This is a genomic window from Tenacibaculum sp. SM2510 (assembly GCF_057002845.1).
Map to the genome: position 1 here is coordinate 1,666,099 of NZ_CP192703.1, position 20,562 is coordinate 1,686,660.

The following is a 20,562-nucleotide window of genomic DNA, read 5'->3' on the forward strand; positions in this document are numbered from 1 at the left end:
GTTTTGTTTGTTTGAACTTACAAATATACGTTTTTGTTATTTAGTTAAAAACCTAAAACATGATTTTAGTCATGTTTTAGAGATAATGCTATTTATAGATTTGCGCGGATTTTAATTTTAAAACAAACTATGAAAACTCCCTCAATTCAAATAATTAACGAAGAAGTAAAATGGGATAAAACCCAAGTAATTGTTAGTAAAACAGATATTCACGGAACAATACTTTATGCAAACAAAGCTTTTACTGAGGCTTGTGAATACGATGCAACTGAGTTAATGGGCGAGCCCCATAATATTATTAGACATCCAGACATGCCTAAGGTTACTTTTAAAGCTTTATGGTGTGCTTTAAAAAAAGGTGAAAATTATCATGCAATTGTAAAAAACCTAACTAAAACAGGTAAGTATTATTGGGTTATTACTGATTTTACGATTGATAAAAACGAAAAAGGAGAAATCACAGGTTATACAGGTCGCCGAAAAGCGATACCAAAAAGTGTTATTGATAAAATTGAACCTTTATATAAAACTCTTTTAGGGCTCGAAAAACTAAAAGGAGAAAAGGTAAGTGAACTGTACTTTGAAGGGTTTTTAAAGGAAGAAATTGGCAAAAACTATGATGAATTTGTGTTTGATTTATTTAAAGAAGAGTCTTTAAAGGTTAAAAAAACCAATTTAAAAGAAAGAAATAAAATTAAAGAAGGTTTAAATTGGTTTTTCTTTGGTGATTTCATTTAAGGGCTCATTTAAAGTTATTTGCAATTGTAAGCGTAAATAGCTTATGTTCTAGCACCATCATACAACTTTTAAAATCAATTGTTATTACAGGGTTTATTTTATGCTATATTATCTTTTTTTTAACAAATAATTCATGAACTTTGTGCATTATAGTACTTAATCACAAAACCTCTTTACTTCATGAAAAAAATATATAAAATACTACTAACCATATTCATAACATTATTTGCTTTATTAATTTTAGCTCCGTTTATTTTTCAAGGAAAGATTATTAACCTTGTAAAGAAAACAGTAAACAACAACATCACCGCACAGTTAGATTTTACAAGTGCTAGCCTTAGTTTATTAAGAGATTTTCCGAATGCGACGTTACAACTTTCTAATGTTTCTATTATTAATGGTAAACCTTTTAAAGGAGATACTTTGCTGTTTTCAAAAGAAATAAACTTAGAGTTAAGACTTACCGAGTTATTTAAAAACACATCAGAACAATTAAATATTCAATCTTTCTCTATTGATGATGCAAAACTAAATATATTGATTAATGAAATTGGCATTGCAAATTACGATATAACAAAACCTTCAGATGTAAAGGTTGAAAGCACAAATGAATCGGTATCTGATTTTGGGCTTTCTATAAATTCTTATGAGATAAATAATACACACATAAAATACAATGATAAAAAAGGAAAAATGAATCTTGTTTTATCTGATTTTAATCATAGCGGAAGTGGAGATTTCTCTCAATCTAATTCTGAACTAAACACAAAGACCTCTACATTGGTATCTTTTAAAATGGATAGCACCTCATATATAAAAAATCAAAAAGTACAGCTAGATGCTATCTTAGGAATGGATTTAGTAAATAAAAAGTTTTCGTTTTTAAAAAATGAAGCTAAACTTAATAATTTACCTTTAATTTTTAATGGGTATGTTCAAATAAACGAAAACAACCAAGATGTTGACATTAGCTTTAAAACTCCGTCATCTGACTTTAAAAACTTTTTAGGTTTAATACCTGAAACTTATACCAAAAGTATTGAAAACGTACAAACATCTGGCGATTTTAGTGTTTCAGGAACCGTTAAAGGATTAGTTACCAATAATACTATTCCTTTTTTAGACATACATCTTAAATCTAAAAGCGCTTCTTTTAAATACCCTGACTTACCAAAAAGTGTTCGCAACATTAATATCGATGCACAATTAAAAAACACCACGGGTTATCTTGACAAAACTTTTGTAGTTATTAACGGTTTATCTTTCAAAATTGATGAAGATACTTTTTCTGGTAGCGGAAGTGTTTCTAATATAATTAACAACCCAACTGTAAGCGCTAAATTAAAAGGAACATTAAATTTAGCAAACATCAACAAAGCATACCCTGTTGATTTAAAAAGTGAATTGAGCGGTGTATTAAAAGCCAACTTAACTACTGAATTTGATTTAAAAGCAATTAAAAATAACTCTTTAAGTCGCATTAAAAACAATGGTGAAATAGCAGTAAATAACTTTGTTTTTTCTTCGGATGACATTGCTAATCCGCTTAAAATAAAAAGTACCAAAATAAACTTTAAACCCACAACAATTACCTTAAGCGAATTTGACGCTACAACAGGTAAAAGCGATTTAAATGCCACAGGAGAAATTAAAAATTTATTAGGGTTTTTATTATCTGATAAAAAACTAAAAGGAACTTTTAATGTGAACTCGAACTCTTTATATATGAGTGATTTTATGCAGGAAACCACGACTGTAGATAATAAAGAGCCGAATAAAACAGAAAAAGTCACCGAATCTTTAAAGATTCCTGCTTTTTTAGATTGTAAAATTATAGCCGATGCAAAAACTGTTTACTACGATAACTTAGTCTTGAAAAATGCTAAGGGGACTTTATTAATAAAGGATGAAAAAGCTACTTTACAAAATGTAAATGTTAATATATTTAAAGGTAGTATTTCTTTAAATGGTGAAGTAAGCACGCAACAAAAAACACCTTCTTTTAATATGGACTTAGGTATAAAATCGTTTGATATTTCTGAATCTTTTAATGGCTTAGATTTACTTAAATCGATAAGTCCGATTGCTGCTGCAATGAGTGGTAAATTAAATTCTGACATTAATTTATCGGGTAATTTAAACAACGATTTTACACCTAATTTAACCTCTTTAACTGGTAAAGCATTAGCGGAATTATTAACCACCAAAATAAATCCTAAAAACACCAAAGCTTTAAGCTTGTTAGGTGAAAAATTATCTTTTATTGATTTAAACAAATTAGATTTATCTGATGTAAAAGCAAACCTATCTTTCGATAACGGTAAGGTATCTGTAAAACCATTTAAATTAAAATACAACGATATCGGTATAAATATTGGAGGTAATCATAGTTTTGATCAAAATATGAATTATGATCTAACTTTAGATGTCCCTGCAAAGTACTTAGGTAGTAAAGTACAGAAATTATTATCTAAATTAAGCGAAAAAGAACAAAATATTACCGTGCCAATTACCGCTAATATTACTGGTAATATGTCTAACCCAACAGTAAAAACTGATTTATCTTCTTCAGTTACAAAGTTGAGTCAAAAATTAGTTCAGCAACAAAAAGATAAACTGATAAAAAATACACTTGGTAATTTATTAGGTGATCAAAAGAAAGATTCAACCAAAACAAACGATACCAAAAAGAAGGTAAAAGATGTTTTAGGAGGTTTATTTGGCAAGAAGAAAAAAGGAGGGAATTAATTATCAGGCAACCTTTTAGTGAATTTACACGTCTTATATTTTAAGAATTCATTGTAAATTATTTAACAGCTTTTAAACATAGCCGAAAAATTACTTCGGCTATGTTTGTTTTTTTATTTCAACAAAACCAACTATGAAAAAAAACTACACATTATTTCTTTTATTTATTACCTCAATTTCTTTTGCTCAGGTTAAAGGAAAAGTTACCGATACAAACAACAAGCCTTTATCTTTTGTTAGTGTATATTTAGAAAACTCTATTACAGGAACTACCACAAACGATAATGGAGATTATAAATTAGCCATAACAAAAAAAGGAGAACACACACTTATTTATCAAATTTTAGGATATAAAACAGTGAAGAGAAAAATTACTATTTCTTCTTTTCCTTTTGTTTTAAACATTGTTCTTTCTGAAGAAGAAGTTGCGTTAGATGAAATTTTGATTTCTTCGAATGAAAATCCTGCTGATAAAATTATTAGAAAAGTAATAGCTAACAAAAGCAAAAACACCGATAAATTTTCTGAATATAAAGCCGATTTTTACTCTCGCGGATTATTTAAAGTAAAAGATTTACCTAAAAAGTTTTTAGGTCAAGAAATTGGCGATATGGGTGGCGGATTAGATTCTACAAGAACCGGAATTGTATATCTTTCTGAAACAATTTCTAAAATTTCTTTTCAAAAAAAACCTGCCAATTTTAAAGAACGCATAGTTGCTTCAAAAGTTTCGGGTAGCGATAACGGAATTAGCTTTAACCAAGCTAAAGAAGTAAATTTCAATTTTTATGAAAACTCTTTTAAATTAGCCGACGCAGAAATGATTTCACCCATTTCTAACGGTGCTTTTGGCTATTACAACTATAAATTAGTAGGAACACTTTATGATAAAAACAATAAATTAATTAGTAAAATAAAATTACTTCCAAAGAGAAAAAACGATCGTGTTTTTAGTGGTTTTATTTATATTGTAGAAGATGATTGGGCTATTTACGGTACCGATGTTGTGGCTACAGGTGCGCAAATAAGCATGCCAATGATAGATTCTTTAAAGATTAAACAAAACTTTAATTATTCACTAAAAAATAAAGCGTGGGTACCAGTTACGCAAACAATCGATTTTAAGGCTGGTATGTTTGGTTTTAATTTTAATGGTCGTTTTTCGGCAGCGTATTCAAACTATAACTTTACACCTAACTACAACAAGAAATCATTTGGTAACGAAATTTTGTCCTTTGCTGAAAATGCAACCGAAAAAGACAGTTTGTATTGGACCAAAATTCGTCCTGTAGCTTTAACTACTGAAGAAGTTTCTGACTACAAATTAAAAGACAGTATTAAAACCATACGAAAATCTAAAAAATATTTAGACTCTATTGATACCAAACAAAACAAATTTAAGATTTTAGATATCATCTCTGGATATTCTTATGATGATACTTATAATAAATGGGGATTAATTTTTTCGTCTCCTCTTATTGGATTAAATTTTAATACCGTGCAAGGCTGGAACTCTTCAGTTGGGCTAAATTATTATAAATCAATAAATGAAAAAGGAGAAAACTTTAACCTTGGCTCTAAAATAAATTATGGCCTTTCGGATAAAAAAATAAGACCAACTGGCTATTTTTCTTATAGATGGAACAACACAACCAAACCAATTTTAAGGCTTACAGGAGGTGTTACAACTTCTCAATTTAATGCAAAACAGCCTATTTCAAAATTCTGGAATACTATTAGTTCTGTTTTGTTTGAAAGAAATTACTTAAAGATATACGAGAAATCATTTGCTAAAGTATCTTTTTCAAGAGAAGTAACCAATGGAATTCGCATGTCTTCTTCTTTAGAATATGCAGATAGAAAACCATTATTTAACACTACAGATTATGTAATGTTTCCGAAAAACAATGTTGATTATACGTCAAATAATCCGCAAGAACCATCCAATTTCAACACAGCATTTACACCTAATAAAATATGGTCTTTTGCACTTGGAGCAACCATTAATTTCAAGCAAAAATACGTGTCTTATCCTGACGGAAAATACAATGTAAGCAGCAATAAATATCCTTCTTTATTTATCGGTTATAACAAAAAATTTGGCACTGATAATACCGAATGGAATTCTGATGTGGTGTATTCGCAATTAACTCAAAAAATATCTTTATGTAATTGGGGGCAATTTAAATATAAAGCCAAAGGAGGCATCTTTTTAGAGAAAAAAGATATTCAGTTTATAGATTATGCTCATTTTAACGGAAATCGCTTGTTAATTGCGCCTAATGACAATTATTTAAACAACTTTTACATGTTGCCTTATTATCAATTAAGTACGAATGACAAATACGGTGAGTTGCATGGGGAGTATAACTTTAAAGGCGCTTTGTTAAGTAAAATTCCGTTAGTAAATAAATTAAATTTCTACTTGGTAACCGGTGCAAAAGGATTGTTTACAGCAGGCAACAAACCTTATTCTGAATTTTCAGTTGGATTAGATAATGTTGGTATTGGAAAATGGCGTTTTTTACGTGTAGATTTTGCCCGTTCTAACTTTAACGGAAAGAATGAAAACAGAGTGCTATTCGGAATTAAATTGTAATTTTACTTAATGAAACCTACATTAAGAGATTCATCAAAAAATACTCGTGTGAAAATAACTGTATTGCTTTTTGGTATTGCAACAGATTTAACAGGAAGTACTTCGTTAGAAGTAGTACTTCCTATTAATTGTAATGTTACTTCTTTTAAAGAACTACTTGTAAAACAACATCCGAAGTTAAAACAAATGAGCTCATATGCCATTGCCATCAACGAAAGTTATGCTACGAATGAAACTATTATTAAAGAGAACGATATAATTGCTGTTATTCCGCCAGTAAGTGGTGGATAAAAAGATTACTTCGTCATTCTTCCTCGTAATGACGTTATAATTGTCATTGTGAACAAAAAGCAGTGCAGTGAAGCAACCTGTAAAATGGTAGTTCATAACAAAGAGATTACTTCGTCATTCTTCCTCGTAATGACGTAATAATTGTCATTGCGAACGAAACGTAGTGGAGTGACGTAATCTGTAAAATAGCAGCAACTCTTAACATAAAGATTACTTCGTCATTCTTCCTCGTAATGACGTTATAATTGCCGTTCATTCTAGTAATGACGAGACGTTCGTCATTGCGAACGAAACGCAGTGGAGTGAAGCAATCTATATTTTTATAACTTATTCCCAATACTAAACAATAATACTCTTGGCATTACATAGGTTTTGGTATCAGAAATTAAATAATCAGAAAAACTATTACTTTGTTTAAACGTTGTGTCGAATAAATTCTGAGTCGTTAATTTAAATATCCAAGGACTATCTTCTTTTTGATAGGATAACACTGCATTTGCAACGTTGTATTTATTATCAATATTTTGTGCTTTATTCTGATAATTATAATGTGTGTAATCAAAATTAAAAACAAATCCGTCTAAAAAATCGTAATCGATATTTACATACGGTTCGTTAGTGGTAAATTTAGACGTTGAATTACTAGACGTGTATTTACCAATACTTCTTCTAAAACCGGTTTCTATTGTTGGGAATTTATCAAACAAGGTTTCTATACCAATATCAAAACCATAATCGTTGCTTTTATTGGTTACAAAACTATTATTAATATTTTGTATGTAATTAGATTTCATATAATCACCTAAAAATTTGTAATTAATATCTTTTATTTTTTTTTCAAAAAACACACTTGCATTGTAACTTTCACTCGGATTGTTAATCATATTAATTGTTAAAAACCGATCTATACTATTTGGGTTTTCATAAAATTCAATAGTATTATTGTACCCTTTTTTCTTTTTGGTATAGTTTAAATTAGCATTTAAAAACAAGCCTTTATAAAAGCTAAAATGCCCGTAATTAATACTCGCTGAATGATACAATTCATTTTCTAAATTCTCATTACCCTTAAAAACAGAATTATAAGTATTTAAATACAATCGATTAGAAAATTTTGAAACATCTGCAAAATTTGTTTTTAAGTTATATTTGACAGCTAAACTTTTTGACTTGTTAATCTCAATTTTCATTAAAAAATCAGGTAATACAACCCATTTTTCCTTATTAAAATTAGCATTCTGATTTATTTCCCAATCATATTTATGAAAATACACTCCTTGCTTGAAGGTGAAAATTCCTGTTTTAAATTTATAATGCATTCCTAAAAATAAATCAGTAAAATTAAACTGAGTATCATTACCAAAACCATCCTCCTTAAAACTACGCTCTGTTCCGTTATCTAGTAATTGAGAATCGCTTGTAAAAAAATTATTTTTTTGATATGTATTTCCTAACGTTACATAAATATGATTTTTACGGTTTAATACCCAAAAATCTTTAAAAATAGTTGTAAAATTATAAAATTTTGTTTTTTTACTTTGCTTAAGTACTACTGTATTTTGACCATTATCAATAGGTATTAAACCATTAAAAATAGGATTTGTTGTATTCCACAAAGAATGTAAATTATTGTTATTAAATATAAAATTAGCAATGGCTGAATATGTATGTTTACCTTTTCCTTTCTTATGCCATTCTATATTCTGATTTATATTAGATGCAATTCCATTTTTATCTGTATTAATATTATTACTATTCTCATTAACAATTGATGAAAGTGCATTTGCATTATTGCTTTTAGATCGTTTAATTTGAGTTCTTAAATACCATTGTTCATTAATGTTAGCCATATAACTAAAAGTAACCTTACCAATACCCAGAATGTTTTTAGTTACAACATTATTTTCTTGTTGTTCTAAGAATTCTGCATATGCATTTTCATTAGTTGCAAAACTATTTGTTTTTGTTTTTGAAAAAATAGCGTAACCAGAAACGTCTAACTTAGTTGAAAAAGTCTTGGTAAGGTTTAATGCTGCAAACTGTTCATTACTTTTTCTGATGTCAGAGTTTTCTAAAAACTGTGATAAATTAGAATCTTTCGAATTAAAATCATCTTTGAATACGGCATTTGCACCACCTTTAAAATTTAAATAATCTTTAAACGTAAATATTTTTTCAGCAATAGTGTTAGAACTGCTGATAAAATTCATAGTTGTATTTGGTGAATAGTAAAATAAATTCGCATTAGCTTTATAGTAATTTTCATTTCCTTTACCTGCTGCGACATCACCAAAAACAAATCTCTTTTTATCCTCTTTTAAAACGATATTCATTGCTAATTTATTAGAATCATTTAATCCTTTTAAAAATGCAACTTCATTATAATTTTTTATTGCTTCTACTTTATCAACAGCATCTGCTGGTATATTTTCGACAGCTAACTTTGTACTTCCCCCAAAAAAGGGCTTCCCGTCAACCAACATTTTAGTTACTTTTTTTCCTTGTACTGTAACGTTTCCGTTTTTATCTACCTGAACACCTGGTAATTTTTTAAGTACATTTTTAAACTTACGTTCACTACCGTTTACAAATTTATTAGTATTGTAAGTGGTCGTATCTCCTTTAACTGTAACAGGCAATTCAATAACCACCTCGTCCAATTTATTTTTGGCTTCTAGTAAAACAATATTTTTTTGAATGTTTTTTAGAGAAGGTTTAATTACAAAATCAACAGTTTTGTAACCAATATAGCTTACACTTATTGTATAAGTGGTTTTACTTTTAAGATTTAAACGATACCTACCTTGTTCGTCTGTTATAGCAAAACTCATGTTTTTTGTAACATCTTTCGGTTTTGCAATTATATTAGCATAAGACAAAGGAGCTTGCAAACTATCTCTTACAACACCTTTTAAATCTATATTCTGAGCAGTAAGTGTTACTGAATATACTATTAGAATGGTTAAAAAAATATTTTTAATCATATATAACGAACACTTAGTTTTTATAATTATAAAAACTTGGAAAAGTTTTTCTTAATAATTTATCATACTCTTTTTTGGTTATTTTTTTTCCTTTAGGCTCTCTTATTTTAATTTTCTTTTTGGGGTTCAATGTTATTTTTTTAGCTTTAAATATTGTTGCTGGTGTTTCTAGTTCTAATATTAAACCAGGCAAACCATAATAATCTAAAGGACCATAGCCTAATGGTATTTCATTTGTATACCATATTATTGGGTTAAAATTTTTAAATTCAGAATTCGTTCTAATAGCTTTATAACACAAATACCCTCCAATTTTTTTAGTTTCTTGTGTTAATTGCCATATTGGTTTTTCGTTTTCTATTAAGTAACATTCAGATAAAGTTTCACAATCTTTTACTTCATTTTTTTGAAGAAGCAATGACGTGTAATAAGAATTTTTGCCGCCTCCGCTACCTTTTAGCACATTACTCCCATAACCATAAGATCCTTCATTTTTCATTTCATCTAAAAGATTATAATTAGCATATCCATTAGAAAATTCTAATACGCCTTCAACCTCTACTGAATTACGAACCATTTTTTTCATACTTCTTATAAGATCTCGATTAAGATACTTTTTATTCATTTTTTTTGTATTCTCATTTATTTTATCGATTGTTAAATTAAATTTAATTCCATACACAACTTCTCCTGTTGCTTGAGAAAACAAATTAGTACTTACTATAAAAAGTAGTAGTATTAGATATTTCATATTTATTTGCTTACTTAAAAATACTCTTCGAGTAATAAAAAACTACTCGAAGAGTATTGATGTTTAATTATACCCCATACAGCTTTTATACTTATCCATAAAATCACTTACCTTTGGATCCTCTCCACTAATCTCTGCTATGGTGTAAGCTACAGAAATTCCTTCTGCTTTGCACTCTAGATGACTTGGACTCCCACCTGTAATATTTCTTTGTGCTGTTTTGTTTAATGGTTTTCCTAACTCTTAAATTGATTTTTTCATTATTAAATAACTTAAATGGTTAATTATAACTTTGATTATTTATATGTTTTCAAAGTCTTGAACTATTGTTCGCGAAAGAATAATTCAAACATATACATTTAAAAAACGAATAAATGAAAAAAAACCGTAAAAAAAGTAAGGCAAAACCCTAAACACACTTTTACCTTTGTTAATGAAACAACATAAAAATATGGCTATATTTTATTGGTAGAAAAAATTAAATAAAAAGATTACTTCGTCGTTCCTTCTAGTAATGATATAATAATCGTCATTGCGAACGAAACGCTGTGGAGTGACGTAATCTGTAAAATAGCAGCAACTCTTAACATAAAGATTACTTCGTCATTCTTCCTCGTAATGACGTTATAATTGCCGTTCCTTCTAGTAATGACAAGACGTTCGTCATTGCGAACGAAACGCAGTGGAGTGAAGTTAGCTGTAAAATAGTAATTCTTAATATAAAGATTACTTCGTCATTCTTCCTCGTAATGACGTTATAATTGCCGTTCCTTCTAGTAATGACAAGACGTTCGTCATTGCGAACGAAACGCAGTGGAGTGAAGTTAGCTGTAAAACAGTAATTCTTAACAAAAGATTACTTCGTCTTGCCTCCTCGTAATGACATAATAATCGTCATTGCGAACCAAACACTGTGGTGTGAAGCAATCTGTAAAAACAGCAGTTCTTAATATAAAGATTACTTCGTCGTGCCTTCTCGTAATGACGTAATAATTGTCATTGCAAACGAAATACTTTGGAGTGAAGTTAGCTGTAAAACAGTAATTCTTAATATAAAGATTACTTTGTCGTGCCTCCTCGTAATGACGTAATAATTGTCATTGCGAACGAAACGCAGTGGAGTGAAGTTAGCTGTAAAACAGTAATTCTTAACAATAAGTTTATATCGTCGTGCCTCCTCGTAATAACATTATTGCTTTAAATACTTCCCAACAAAAAAAGTTCCGAAAGGTAAAATAGACAATAAGCAAACGATTCCGAATGTTTTACCGTTCCAGTTCAGCTCGAATTTTAGCATAATTGCTATAATTATATAGGCCACAAATAGTAATCCGTGAGGCATTCCTAACATTTTTACATATTCAGGATTCCCCTGAAAATGCTTAATAGGTGTTGCTATAAAAAGTAATAATAAATAAGAAATTCCCTCTAATAAACTTACAATCTTAAATAGATTTATCATTTGTATATTTTAAAAATTGGTTAGTAGCGATACTGAAACATTGCGCCCCGGTGCAGAAACACCACTTGCAAACTCTTTATAATGCTCATCTAATAAATTAGTAAGCTGCGTTTGTATTGTTATGTTAGCGTTTACTTTATACCTTGCAAATAAACCAACAGTCATCCAACTTGGTGTACCGTAATATTTATTAACATCTTCGGTAGCGGCAGCATTTATAATTGGCGTTTGTTGATGATTATCTATTCCTTCGTCTAAATTATAATCAGCGATATCTTTTTTGGCATTAAAAACAAAATTAGCGCCCCCTTCAAACTTATTATTAGCGTAATTTAATTCAAAACGACCAAATAATGGCGGAATTGAAGACATTGGTAAATTGGTATCATAAGCCTTACCTTTTGTATAGGTTAAAAACCCTGAAGTGCTCCAATTATTAAATATTTTCCCTTGGTAACTTAGGGTTACTCCCGTAATATAAGCAGTTCCTTTATTTACATTTGCTACAATATTACCGTCTTCACCTTCGTAAGAAACAGTACTACTTCCGTTTAACTGAAAGTTTTCACGATAAATGTAATTGTTTAACAACGTATAATACACATTGGCACCAATTCTAAATTTTCGGTTATTAAAATACTTCTGAAACCCTACTTCGGCATTGTAAGCATGTTCTGGTTTTAAAGTGATATTTGGCACAGTTACATCTCCGTTTTTTTCTCTTACTTTACCTACATCATCAATATTTGGTGAACGAAACCCTGATGATAATACTGCGTTCAACTGCAATGTTTTAACAGGTTTAAACACATAACCAATAGTAGCCGTAAGTGCTGTATTGTTTAAACTAATATTATTACTTGGTAGCTGTATAAATGTTTCATCAATCCATTTTGCTTCTAGTAATGTATTTGTTAATCGAATACCTGTATTTAAGGTTGATTTAGGCGTAATATCTTGACGGTAATCTAAATACATTGCCGAACTAAAATAACTACTTCCGCCGTCAGGATATCGAGATTGCACTGCGAAATCAGTATCAAAACCTATAATTTCGTTATTTTCTATTCTTAGCGTTTTACCGTAAGAATTAGATTTCACATCGTTGTAAGCAGCTTCAAAACCATAACCTAAATCACGTTTTTCTGCTAACGGAACCGTAAAATCTCCATTTACACTAAAAACATTTACATTTTCTTTTTTATATGACCTTTCAAAACTTTCGAATTTTCTTTGAATACGACTTTCTTCAATATTCTGATATGCAACCGTAACTGTACCTTTATCTAACCATTTTTTATTCGGATTAATTTCTAGTTGAGATGAAACTAACAGTCTGTTTTGTGGTCCGTATTGCCATTCTGCAAACTTTAACTCTCCGCTTTTAAGCTCACTTAACTTATCAAACCTTGGTACGTCAGACGATGTTGAGTATTGAATATTTACTTTTAAATCGGTCTTTTTTGATAACGGAATAAAAAATTTCTGCAAAAAATCGGTTTGACTAAAACCTGTATTTTTTTGCAAATTCACATCTTCGTTTGCTATTGGATTCTCTGCATAATTCCCATTTAAATTATCAGAATAAAAAAATGTTTTCCCCCAATCATCAAAACCATGAGAACGATTTTTACCCATTTTTAAATCACCAAAATTACTATGTGTTATGCTAGTAAGCGAAGCCCAATTTTTAAATTGTAATTCTGCCGATACCGAATTGGTAACTTCATTGTTAACCGAGCTGTAACGTAAAAAACTACTTCCTTTTATTTGATTCTCTTCAGATAATTTTGGCGTTTTTGTATAATAATGAATTACACCTCCAAGCGCATCAGAACCATAAATAACAGACGATGGCCCGAAAACTACCTCTGTTCTATCTAATAAAGTAGGGTTTACAGTTATCGAGCTTTGTAAATGCCCTTTTCTATAAATTGCATTGTTCATTCTAACGCCATCAACAACCAATAAAACACGGTTACTTTCCATACCTCTTAAAACAGGGCTTCCTCCACCAAATTGTGATTTCTGAACTTTAATTCCTGGAATTGTTGCCAATAAATCGGCTGAAGTTTGTGGAGATACCTTTTGAATTTCTTTTAATGAAACCACTGCTATTTGTTCTGCAATACGGTTTGCTTTTTCTTTATTCTTAAACACAGATATGACAACCTCATCTAGTTGCTCTGATTGTTTTGATAAAAAAACTTGAAAGTTATTTTGTTTTAAGGTCGATTTTTTTTCTTGAAACTCAGCATAAGATACATGCGAAAAAACAAGAATTTCATTCTCCTTAAACTTTGTGACATTTACAACTCCGCTAATATTACTAATTGCTGATGTTGTTTTGTTTTTATTAAAAACGGCAACCTCATCAATTGTTTTACCTGTTTCGGCATCAATTATAGTAAGGTTTTGTGAAAAAATAGTGGTGATTGTCAGTAAAAAAAATAGGGTAATAGCTTGCTTCATCTGTTAACTAAACACGGTTTCTAAAATATTTAATGATCTTGGCTCTTTAAAACCCTCCAAATGTAATTCAAAATATCGAACTATAATTCTGAGAATTGTTTGCCTTTCGTTTTTATTGTACGAAATTGTATTTATTCTATCAAAATTTATGCCCAACAGCTTTTTAAAAAGAATTAATTCGCTGCCTCTTATTACTAGTTTTTCATAGGATGCATCCGTAAATCTTCCTTCCAGTAAATTAAAAGTCATTTTATTGGGTTCTGAAACGTCTGGATAAAAACCTAAAAATCTAGATAAATTCAATAAAAAAAGTAAATGAAAATTAGCTATCGCATCATGAGTATCTAGCCAAATTAAGCCTGTTTCAATAAACTCATATAACACTTCATTTTTTTCTTCCTCTTTAATAATATTCGAAAGTATTTCTGATAAAAACAACACAATCGACTGCTTTATTACCGAAGTATAAATACTCTCATAAGGGTGAATAACCTGCGCTTCTCTTATAGAATTTAAGGAGTTTTTATTATTGTGATTTGCTTCTATTATTAATTGTGTTAATGGCTGAAAATAGGCTTTTTTTAATTTTCCTTTTCTCGATTTTAATACCCCTCTTATCATGTAAGATCGAATACCATCTTCTAACGTAAAACACTTAACAATTAAACTTGTATCGCTGTACTTAATAGCACTAATAACAATTGCTTTTGTTGTAATTAACGCCATTAAATTGAAGTTTTAAATAATTAATAGCATCAAAGATATTTAATAATAACTACAAAAATGATACATTCGTACAAATTTGATTTAACTTCTTATGACTTTTGAAATAGAACGAAAATTCTTGGTAATTTCTGATCAATACAAACAAGTAGCTTATAAAAAAAGTTATATAAAACAAGGCTTCTTAAACTCTAAAAAAGAGCGTGTAGTAAGGGTTCGTATAAAAGACGATACTGGTTTTTTAACTATCAAAGGTGCTTCTAACAAAAGCGGAACTACCCGATTTGAATGGGAAAAAGAAATAGATTTAAAGGAAGCACATGATTTATTTAATTTATGCGAAGAAGGAATTATTGAAAAATACCGTTATTTAGTAAAAGAAAACAATCATATATATGAAGTTGATGATTTTTTAGGTAAAAACAAAGGCTTAGTTGTAGCCGAAATAGAATTAGAAAATGAAAACGAACAGTTTTCTAAACCAAATTGGTTAGGTAAAGAAGTAACCGGAACTGTTAAATATTACAATTCGAACTTAAGTAAACTTCCATTTTCTAAATGGTAAAAATTATATGTATTTATAAATTGCCCAAAAATGACTAAAGCTTCCTAAAAGCACAAAAACGTGGAAAATGGCATGATTATATGGCACTTTTTTAATCGAATATAAAATTGCACCAATTGTGTAAAAAACACCTCCAGCGATTAAATAAAACAATCCGTCGTACGACAAATTATTCATTAACGGTTTTATCAAAAAAATAACTTGCCATCCCATTATTAAATATAATGCTGTTGATAATTTATCAAACCTACCTGTAAAAAACAGCTTTAATATAACACCTGTTAATGCAAACAGCCAAACAAAAATAAACATATACCAACCTGTTTGTCCTGGTAAAACAACTAAACAGAACGGCGTGTAACTTCCTGCTATTAAAACATAAATAGCAGCATGATCAAAAATATTTAATCTTCTACGAAGTTTAGAACTTTTAGCTGCATGGTAAAAAGTAGATGCTGCGTATAAAACAATTAAACTCAGTGAATAAATAATAAAGCTAGCTGTTTCCCAAACCTCTTGATATTCTAATGATTTTAAGACTAAAAAAGGTAAAACGATTATAGCTAGTAATAGCCCAAAACCGTGGGTTAAAACATTAAGTTTTTCCTCTATATTACTATAACGGTGATTTAAATTCTCGCTCATTGTTTGGTCGTTTTGTATCATTCATATACAACTCATCGTTTATCAATTCGTTGTTTAGTAAATTAAAAGATTGCTTTTTCAACAAGTCTTTATCATCTATTGTTAAACCATTTGTATCAATAAAACTTAGTTGTTTAACTCTAAAAGTACCTGGTCGCCCTTTAAAGAAATCCCAAGAAAAATAACGTTTTGCGTCTAAATATAATTGTGGTACAATTGGCATTTGATATTGAATGGATAAACTAAAGGCACCGTTATTAAACGGTGCTAAAACTACATTTTCTGTAGGCACTAATCCTTCTGGGAAGATAGCAATACTTAATCCTTCGTCCAATCGTTTTTTTATACGAGCATATACTTTTTTTCTACTTTTAGGGTCTTTTCTATCAACCATAACAACGGCTTTTTTATAGAAAAATCCAAATAACGGTAATTTTACTAGTTCTTTTTTACCGACAAATAAAATCGGGTTTTTACTAGATGCTATCATAATCCAAGGATCTAATAAAGAAGCGTGGTTTGCAATAAATACATAACTTTTTTCACGATCAAGCTCTTGCTCCCTTTCAATTTTTAATCTAAAACCCATTCCGTAAATTAAAAAAAAGGCCCACCCTCTCATTAATTTCCAAAAAGTATCGTAATATTTTTCATCAGATAACAATACCAATATAAAAGGAGACATTGCAATTACCGAAACTATTATTAACAGGTAAAACCAAATTCGCCAAATTAATCGGAAAGGAAAAAGTACATATTTCATGTATGCGAATGTAGTAATTTCTTTTGTTTGAACAATTTTAAGCTTATTTTTGCTACCATCAAGTAGTCGTAGGCATTGCCTACATAATTTTTTCAAAACAGCAATATGTCAAGAATTTTAACAGGAGTACAAAGTACAGGAACTCCGCATTTAGGTAATTTATTAGGAGCAATTTTACCAGCCATTGAAATGGCAAATGACTCTAAAAATGAAGCTTTTATCTTTATTGCAGATATGCATTCTTTAACACAAATTAAAGATGGTAAAGAATTAAGAGAAAACACCTACAGCGTTGCTGCTACTTGGCTTGCATGTGGAATTGACATTAACAAAACTGTTTTTTATCGCCAAAGCGATATTCCTCAAGTGGCAGAATTATCATGGTATTTAAGCTGTTATTTTCCGTACCAACGCTTAACATTAGCACACGGCTTTAAAGATAAAGCCGATCGTTTAGCAGATGTTAATAGTGGGTTATTTAGCTACCCAATGTTAATGGCTGCCGATATTTTATTATACGATGCAGAAGTTGTACCGGTTGGTAAAGACCAATTACAACATTTAGAAATGGCTCGTGATGTAGCGAGTAGATTAAATAATGTAGTGGGTGATACTTTAATTTTGCCACAAGCTAAGATTGGCGAAAACACAAAATTAGTTCCTGGAACTGATGGTGAGAAAATGAGTAAATCTAGAAACAATTTCATCAATATTTTCTTGCCTGACAAAAAATTACGAAAGCAGATTATGGGAATTCAAACGGATAGCAAAGCGCTAGAAGATCCTAAAAACCCTGATACCGATAATATTTTTGCACTTTATAAATTATTAGCTTCGGATGTTCAGATTGCTGAAATGCGAGCAAATTACGAAGGCGGAAATTATGGTTACGGTCATGCTAAACAAGCTTTATACGAGCTAATTATCGATAAATTTGCTGATGTTCGTGCAAAATACAATCACTATATGGAAAATCGCCATGAAATTGACGAAGCTCTTGCTGTTGGCGCCGAAAAAGCTCGCTTGGTTGCGACAGATGTTTTACAAAGAGTTCGTGAAAAAATAGGATATTAATAATCAGGTAATGCGAAACTTATTTCAGCATTACATTATAAAACTTACACCATGAAAAAATTACTTTTTATATTTTTATTCGGAATATTAGCTTGTTCACAGCCAAAAGAAAAAACGTTTATAGCCGATGCTTCTTGCGGACAATGTAAATTTGGCTTAGAAAGCCAAAACGGATGTGATTTAGCCATTAAAATTGATGACAAAGCGTATTTTGTTGATGGTGCCCATATTGATGATTTTGGTGATGCACACGATAAGAAAATTGGTTTTTGTAATGTTGTTAGAAGAGTAGAGGTGACCGGCAAATTAGAAAACGATAGATTTAAAGCTACTGCTCTTAAAATAGTTGAAAAATAACTCTTAATAAACAACACATACACTAAAATTTAAACAGCTATGAAAACTATTTTATTACAAATTCTAATTTTGTTAACTGCAATTAGTGGTTATTCCCAAACCACTTTCCAAAAGGGTTATTTTATTAATAACTCAGGCGATAAAACAGAGTGTTTAATTAAAAATATTGATTGGAAAAATAATCCTACCGATTTTGTCTACAAAGACGACAAGAGTGCTATTAAGAAAACAAAGAGTATTGAATCGGTTCAAGAATTTGGAATAGATAATACATCTAAATTTATAAGGAGAACAGTTGAAATTGATCGGTCTGAAATAAATATAAATAATTTAGATGATAAAAGATCTCCTGTTTTTAAAAAGGAGGTTTTATTTTTAAAAGTTCTTATAGAGGGTAAAGCAAGTTTATACTCTTACAAAAACAATAATTTAAATAGGTATTTTTATTCTAAAAATTATGATTCAATAAAACAATTAATATATAAATTATATAAGGTTAAAGGGCAAAATGAAATTGCCAAAAACAATCGCTATAAACAACAAATTTTAAACAATTTTAGCTGTGGAGAACTATCGAGTAGTTATCTTAAATATACGCACAGTAGTTTAATTAAATATTTTATCAAATATAATAACTGTGAAAACACTAACTATTATAATTTCAACAAGAAATCTAGCGCTAAAAACCTATTTAACTTAACTTTTAAAATTGGTGTTAATAATAGTTCATTAAAAATAAAGAATAGTAATAATAACAGGGATGCTGATTTTGAAAGTAAAAATAATTTTACCTTTGGGATAGAAGGTGAGTATATTTTGCCATTTAACAATAATAAATGGAGTATCATATTGGAACCTACTTACCAATACTATAAAGATGAAAAAACTACCGAAAACAATTCTGTTTCTGGTAACTTTTTAGTTTCAAAAATTAATTATAGCTCTATAGAGGGGCAAATAGGTTTGAAACATTCTTTCTTTATAAATGAAAATTCTAAAATCTATATAATGGGTACATTTCGATTGTTTAGTATAAATACTAATTCTGTTATTGAATTTAACAGAGCGGATGGATCAAACTTAAGTAAATTAGATATTACATCAAATATCTACCCTACTTTTAGTATAGGTTACAAATACAATCGCTTAAGCTTAGAACTTAAATATAGCAATAGAGATATTTTAGCGAATTATAATTCTTGGTCTTCAGATTATAAATCGTTAAACTTAAGTTTTGGGTATTCTATATTCTAAAAATAAAAAAATCTGAAGTAAATATTGCTTCGGATTTTTTATTTCGATATCTTAAACCTTTAATTTTAAGGCGCAGGATTCGGAATTAAATTATGAACCGCTTCTATTTCTGCTAAAATTTCTTCTGATAAATCAATATTAATAGAATTGATATTCTCTTTTAATTGACTCATTTTGGTAGCTCCAATAATATTACTCGTTACAAAAGGCAATTGGTTAATATATGCTAATGATAATTCAGCCAGTGTTAACCCATGTTTTTCGGCTATTTTTAAATATTCTCTAACTGCTTTTAAAGAACTTTCAGACATATAACGAACTATAAACCGCGGAAACAATGTTCCTCTTGCTCCTTCAGGTGTTTTACCATCTAAATATTTACCTGATAATACACCCTGTGCTAAAGGCGAATAAGCTAACAAGCCAATGTTTTCTCTCATAGAAACCTCGCTCATTCCTACTTCATAACCTCTGTGAATTAAAGAGTATGAATTCTGAATTGTACTCATTCTTGGCAAATTATGCTGCTCGGCAGTTTGCAAATACTTCATCGTTCCCCAAGGCGTTTCGTTTGATAATCCAATGTGTTTTATCTTTCCTTGTTTTACTAAAGCATTCATTGTTTCTAAAATCTCTAAATGATTTTCAGCTTCTTTGGTTGCTGTTTTATACGGATAATCACGTACACCAAAACAATTTACACCACGAGAAGGCCAATGAAACTGATATAAATCGATATAATCGGTTTGTAAGCGTTGTAAACTTCCTTCAACCGCATCAATAATATTTTGTTTTGTAAAGCCACCTGTACGAATGTGTTTTGTATAATCGCCACCACCAGCAATTTTACTTGCCAATACTACTTTATCTCGATTTCCAGTTTTTTTAAACCAAGAACCAATAATTTTCTCTGTTGCTCCGTAAGTTTCTGGCGTTGCAGGAACCGAATATAACTCTGCCGTATCCCAAAAGTTCACTCCCTGTTCTAAAGCATAGTCCATTTGTTCGTGTCCATCCACTTCAGTATTCTGATTTCCCCAAGTCATGGTTCCTAAACAAATTTTAGAAACTTTTATATCGGTATTTGGTAGTTTTGTGTATTTCATTTTATCAATTTTATTAACAACTATTTCTCG

Annotated in this window: 16 protein-coding genes; 8 read left to right on the forward strand and 8 right to left on the reverse strand. The window is 29.8% G+C overall.

Annotated elements, in window-relative coordinates; genetic code table 11:
- The first annotated feature begins 129 nt into the window (after window positions 1–129).
- The 4 genes from ACQ629_RS07510 (at window position 130) to ACQ629_RS07525 (ending at window position 6,376) form a co-directional block, all read left to right on the forward strand.
- Window positions 130–738, forward strand: coding sequence for a PAS domain-containing protein (locus tag ACQ629_RS07510; protein ID WP_483703701.1), 609 nt, complete (start codon window positions 130–132; stop codon window positions 736–738).
- Between the two features lie 180 nt (window positions 739–918).
- Entirely contained in the window at window positions 919–3,486 is a 2,568-nt protein-coding gene (locus ACQ629_RS07515; protein ID WP_483703703.1) for an AsmA family protein, read from the forward strand.
- Between the two features lie 133 nt (window positions 3,487–3,619).
- Window positions 3,620–6,085, forward strand: a complete 2,466-nt coding sequence (locus ACQ629_RS07520) for a DUF5686 and carboxypeptidase regulatory-like domain-containing protein (RefSeq protein ID WP_483703705.1) — start codon at window positions 3,620–3,622, stop codon at window positions 6,083–6,085.
- A 9-nt stretch (window positions 6,086–6,094) separates the two neighbouring features.
- On the forward strand, window positions 6,095–6,376 hold the full coding sequence (locus ACQ629_RS07525; RefSeq protein WP_483703707.1) for a MoaD/ThiS family protein: 282 nt from the start codon (window positions 6,095–6,097) through the stop codon (window positions 6,374–6,376).
- 320 nt (window positions 6,377–6,696) lie between these two features.
- Here the strand turns inward: ACQ629_RS07525 and ACQ629_RS07530 are convergent, their stop codons facing one another.
- The 5 genes from ACQ629_RS07530 to recO all read right to left on the reverse strand — a co-directional run bounded on the left by ACQ629_RS07530 (window position 6,697) and on the right by recO (window position 14,771).
- A complete protein-coding gene (locus ACQ629_RS07530) occupies window positions 6,697–9,360 on the reverse strand; it encodes a carboxypeptidase-like regulatory domain-containing protein (protein WP_483703709.1) in 2,664 nt (887 codons plus the stop codon).
- A gap of 13 nt (window positions 9,361–9,373) precedes the next feature.
- The gene (locus ACQ629_RS07535) at window positions 9,374–10,111 is read right to left on the reverse strand and encodes a GLPGLI family protein (protein WP_483703711.1); all 738 of its coding nucleotides are present in this window, start codon (window positions 10,109–10,111) and stop codon (window positions 9,374–9,376) included.
- Between the two features lie 1,189 nt (window positions 10,112–11,300).
- On the reverse strand, window positions 11,301–11,573 hold the full coding sequence (locus ACQ629_RS07540) for a DUF3817 domain-containing protein (protein WP_483703713.1): 273 nt from the start codon (window positions 11,571–11,573) through the stop codon (window positions 11,301–11,303).
- A 9-nt stretch (window positions 11,574–11,582) separates the two neighbouring features.
- The gene (locus tag ACQ629_RS07545; RefSeq protein ID WP_483703715.1) at window positions 11,583–14,045 is read right to left on the reverse strand and encodes a TonB-dependent receptor; all 2,463 of its coding nucleotides are present in this window, start codon (window positions 14,043–14,045) and stop codon (window positions 11,583–11,585) included.
- A 3-nt stretch (window positions 14,046–14,048) separates the two neighbouring features.
- Window positions 14,049–14,771, reverse strand: a complete 723-nt coding sequence (recO, locus tag ACQ629_RS07550) for a DNA repair protein RecO (RefSeq protein WP_483703717.1) — start codon at window positions 14,769–14,771, stop codon at window positions 14,049–14,051.
- A gap of 91 nt (window positions 14,772–14,862) precedes the next feature.
- On the opposite strand from recO, the gene ACQ629_RS07555 reads away from it, so the two are divergent.
- The gene (locus tag ACQ629_RS07555; RefSeq protein WP_483703719.1) at window positions 14,863–15,333 is read left to right on the forward strand and encodes a CYTH domain-containing protein; all 471 of its coding nucleotides are present in this window, start codon (window positions 14,863–14,865) and stop codon (window positions 15,331–15,333) included.
- A gap of 3 nt (window positions 15,334–15,336) precedes the next feature.
- On the opposite strand, the gene trhA is transcribed toward ACQ629_RS07555, so the two are convergent.
- Window positions 15,337–15,978 (reverse strand): PAQR family membrane homeostasis protein TrhA, encoded by a 642-nt coding sequence (gene trhA / locus ACQ629_RS07560; protein WP_483703721.1) that lies wholly within the window; start codon window positions 15,976–15,978, stop codon window positions 15,337–15,339.
- Window positions 15,950–16,741, reverse strand: a complete 792-nt coding sequence (locus tag ACQ629_RS07565) for a lysophospholipid acyltransferase family protein (RefSeq protein ID WP_483703723.1) — start codon at window positions 16,739–16,741, stop codon at window positions 15,950–15,952. The genes trhA and ACQ629_RS07565 overlap by 29 nt, the downstream gene beginning before the upstream one ends.
- Window positions 16,742–16,846: 105 nt before the next feature.
- On the opposite strand from ACQ629_RS07565, the gene trpS reads away from it, so the two are divergent.
- From trpS to ACQ629_RS07580, 3 genes are read left to right on the forward strand one after another with little or no spacing between them, the layout of a single operon-like run.
- The gene (gene trpS, locus ACQ629_RS07570) at window positions 16,847–17,815 is read left to right on the forward strand and encodes a tryptophan--tRNA ligase (RefSeq protein ID WP_483703725.1); all 969 of its coding nucleotides are present in this window, start codon (window positions 16,847–16,849) and stop codon (window positions 17,813–17,815) included.
- A gap of 51 nt (window positions 17,816–17,866) precedes the next feature.
- Window positions 17,867–18,172: a DUF6370 family protein gene (locus ACQ629_RS07575; RefSeq protein ID WP_483703727.1), complete on the forward strand. Its 306-nt coding sequence runs from the start codon at window positions 17,867–17,869 to the stop codon at window positions 18,170–18,172.
- A gap of 39 nt (window positions 18,173–18,211) precedes the next feature.
- Complete coding sequence (locus tag ACQ629_RS07580; protein WP_483703729.1) at window positions 18,212–19,426, forward strand: autotransporter outer membrane beta-barrel domain-containing protein; 1,215 nt, start codon at window positions 18,212–18,214, stop codon at window positions 19,424–19,426.
- Between the two features lie 65 nt (window positions 19,427–19,491).
- Here ACQ629_RS07580 and ACQ629_RS07585 read toward each other — a convergent pair whose 3' ends face one another.
- Window positions 19,492–20,532: an NADP(H)-dependent aldo-keto reductase gene (locus ACQ629_RS07585; RefSeq protein ID WP_483703731.1), complete on the reverse strand. Its 1,041-nt coding sequence runs from the start codon at window positions 20,530–20,532 to the stop codon at window positions 19,492–19,494.
- Between the last annotated feature and the right edge of the window lie 30 nt (window positions 20,533–20,562).

Coding starts and splice junctions, on each gene's coding strand:
- ACQ629_RS07540 (WP_483703713.1), bottom strand. CDS start 11,573: ATGATAAATCTATTTAAGATTGTAAGTTTATTAGAGGGAATTTCTTAT.
- ACQ629_RS07565 (WP_483703723.1), bottom strand. CDS start 16,741: ATGAAATATGTACTTTTTCCTTTCCGATTAATTTGGCGAATTTGGTTT.
- ACQ629_RS07580 (WP_483703729.1), top strand. CDS start 18,212: ATGAAAACTATTTTATTACAAATTCTAATTTTGTTAACTGCAATTAGT.
- ACQ629_RS07525 (WP_483703707.1), top strand. CDS start 6,095: ATGAAACCTACATTAAGAGATTCATCAAAAAATACTCGTGTGAAAATA.
- trhA (WP_483703721.1), bottom strand. CDS start 15,978: ATGAGCGAGAATTTAAATCACCGTTATAGTAATATAGAGGAAAAACTT.
- trpS (WP_483703725.1), top strand. CDS start 16,847: ATGTCAAGAATTTTAACAGGAGTACAAAGTACAGGAACTCCGCATTTA.
- ACQ629_RS07515 (WP_483703703.1), top strand. CDS start 919: ATGAAAAAAATATATAAAATACTACTAACCATATTCATAACATTATTT.
- ACQ629_RS07555 (WP_483703719.1), top strand. CDS start 14,863: ATGACTTTTGAAATAGAACGAAAATTCTTGGTAATTTCTGATCAATAC.
- ACQ629_RS07530 (WP_483703709.1), bottom strand. CDS start 9,360: ATGATTAAAAATATTTTTTTAACCATTCTAATAGTATATTCAGTAACA.
- recO (WP_483703717.1), bottom strand. CDS start 14,771: ATGGCGTTAATTACAACAAAAGCAATTGTTATTAGTGCTATTAAGTAC.
- ACQ629_RS07585 (WP_483703731.1), bottom strand. CDS start 20,532: ATGAAATACACAAAACTACCAAATACCGATATAAAAGTTTCTAAAATT.
- ACQ629_RS07545 (WP_483703715.1), bottom strand. CDS start 14,045: ATGAAGCAAGCTATTACCCTATTTTTTTTACTGACAATCACCACTATT.
- ACQ629_RS07535 (WP_483703711.1), bottom strand. CDS start 10,111: ATGAAATATCTAATACTACTACTTTTTATAGTAAGTACTAATTTGTTT.
- ACQ629_RS07575 (WP_483703727.1), top strand. CDS start 17,867: ATGAAAAAATTACTTTTTATATTTTTATTCGGAATATTAGCTTGTTCA.
- ACQ629_RS07510 (WP_483703701.1), top strand. CDS start 130: ATGAAAACTCCCTCAATTCAAATAATTAACGAAGAAGTAAAATGGGAT.
- ACQ629_RS07520 (WP_483703705.1), top strand. CDS start 3,620: ATGAAAAAAAACTACACATTATTTCTTTTATTTATTACCTCAATTTCT.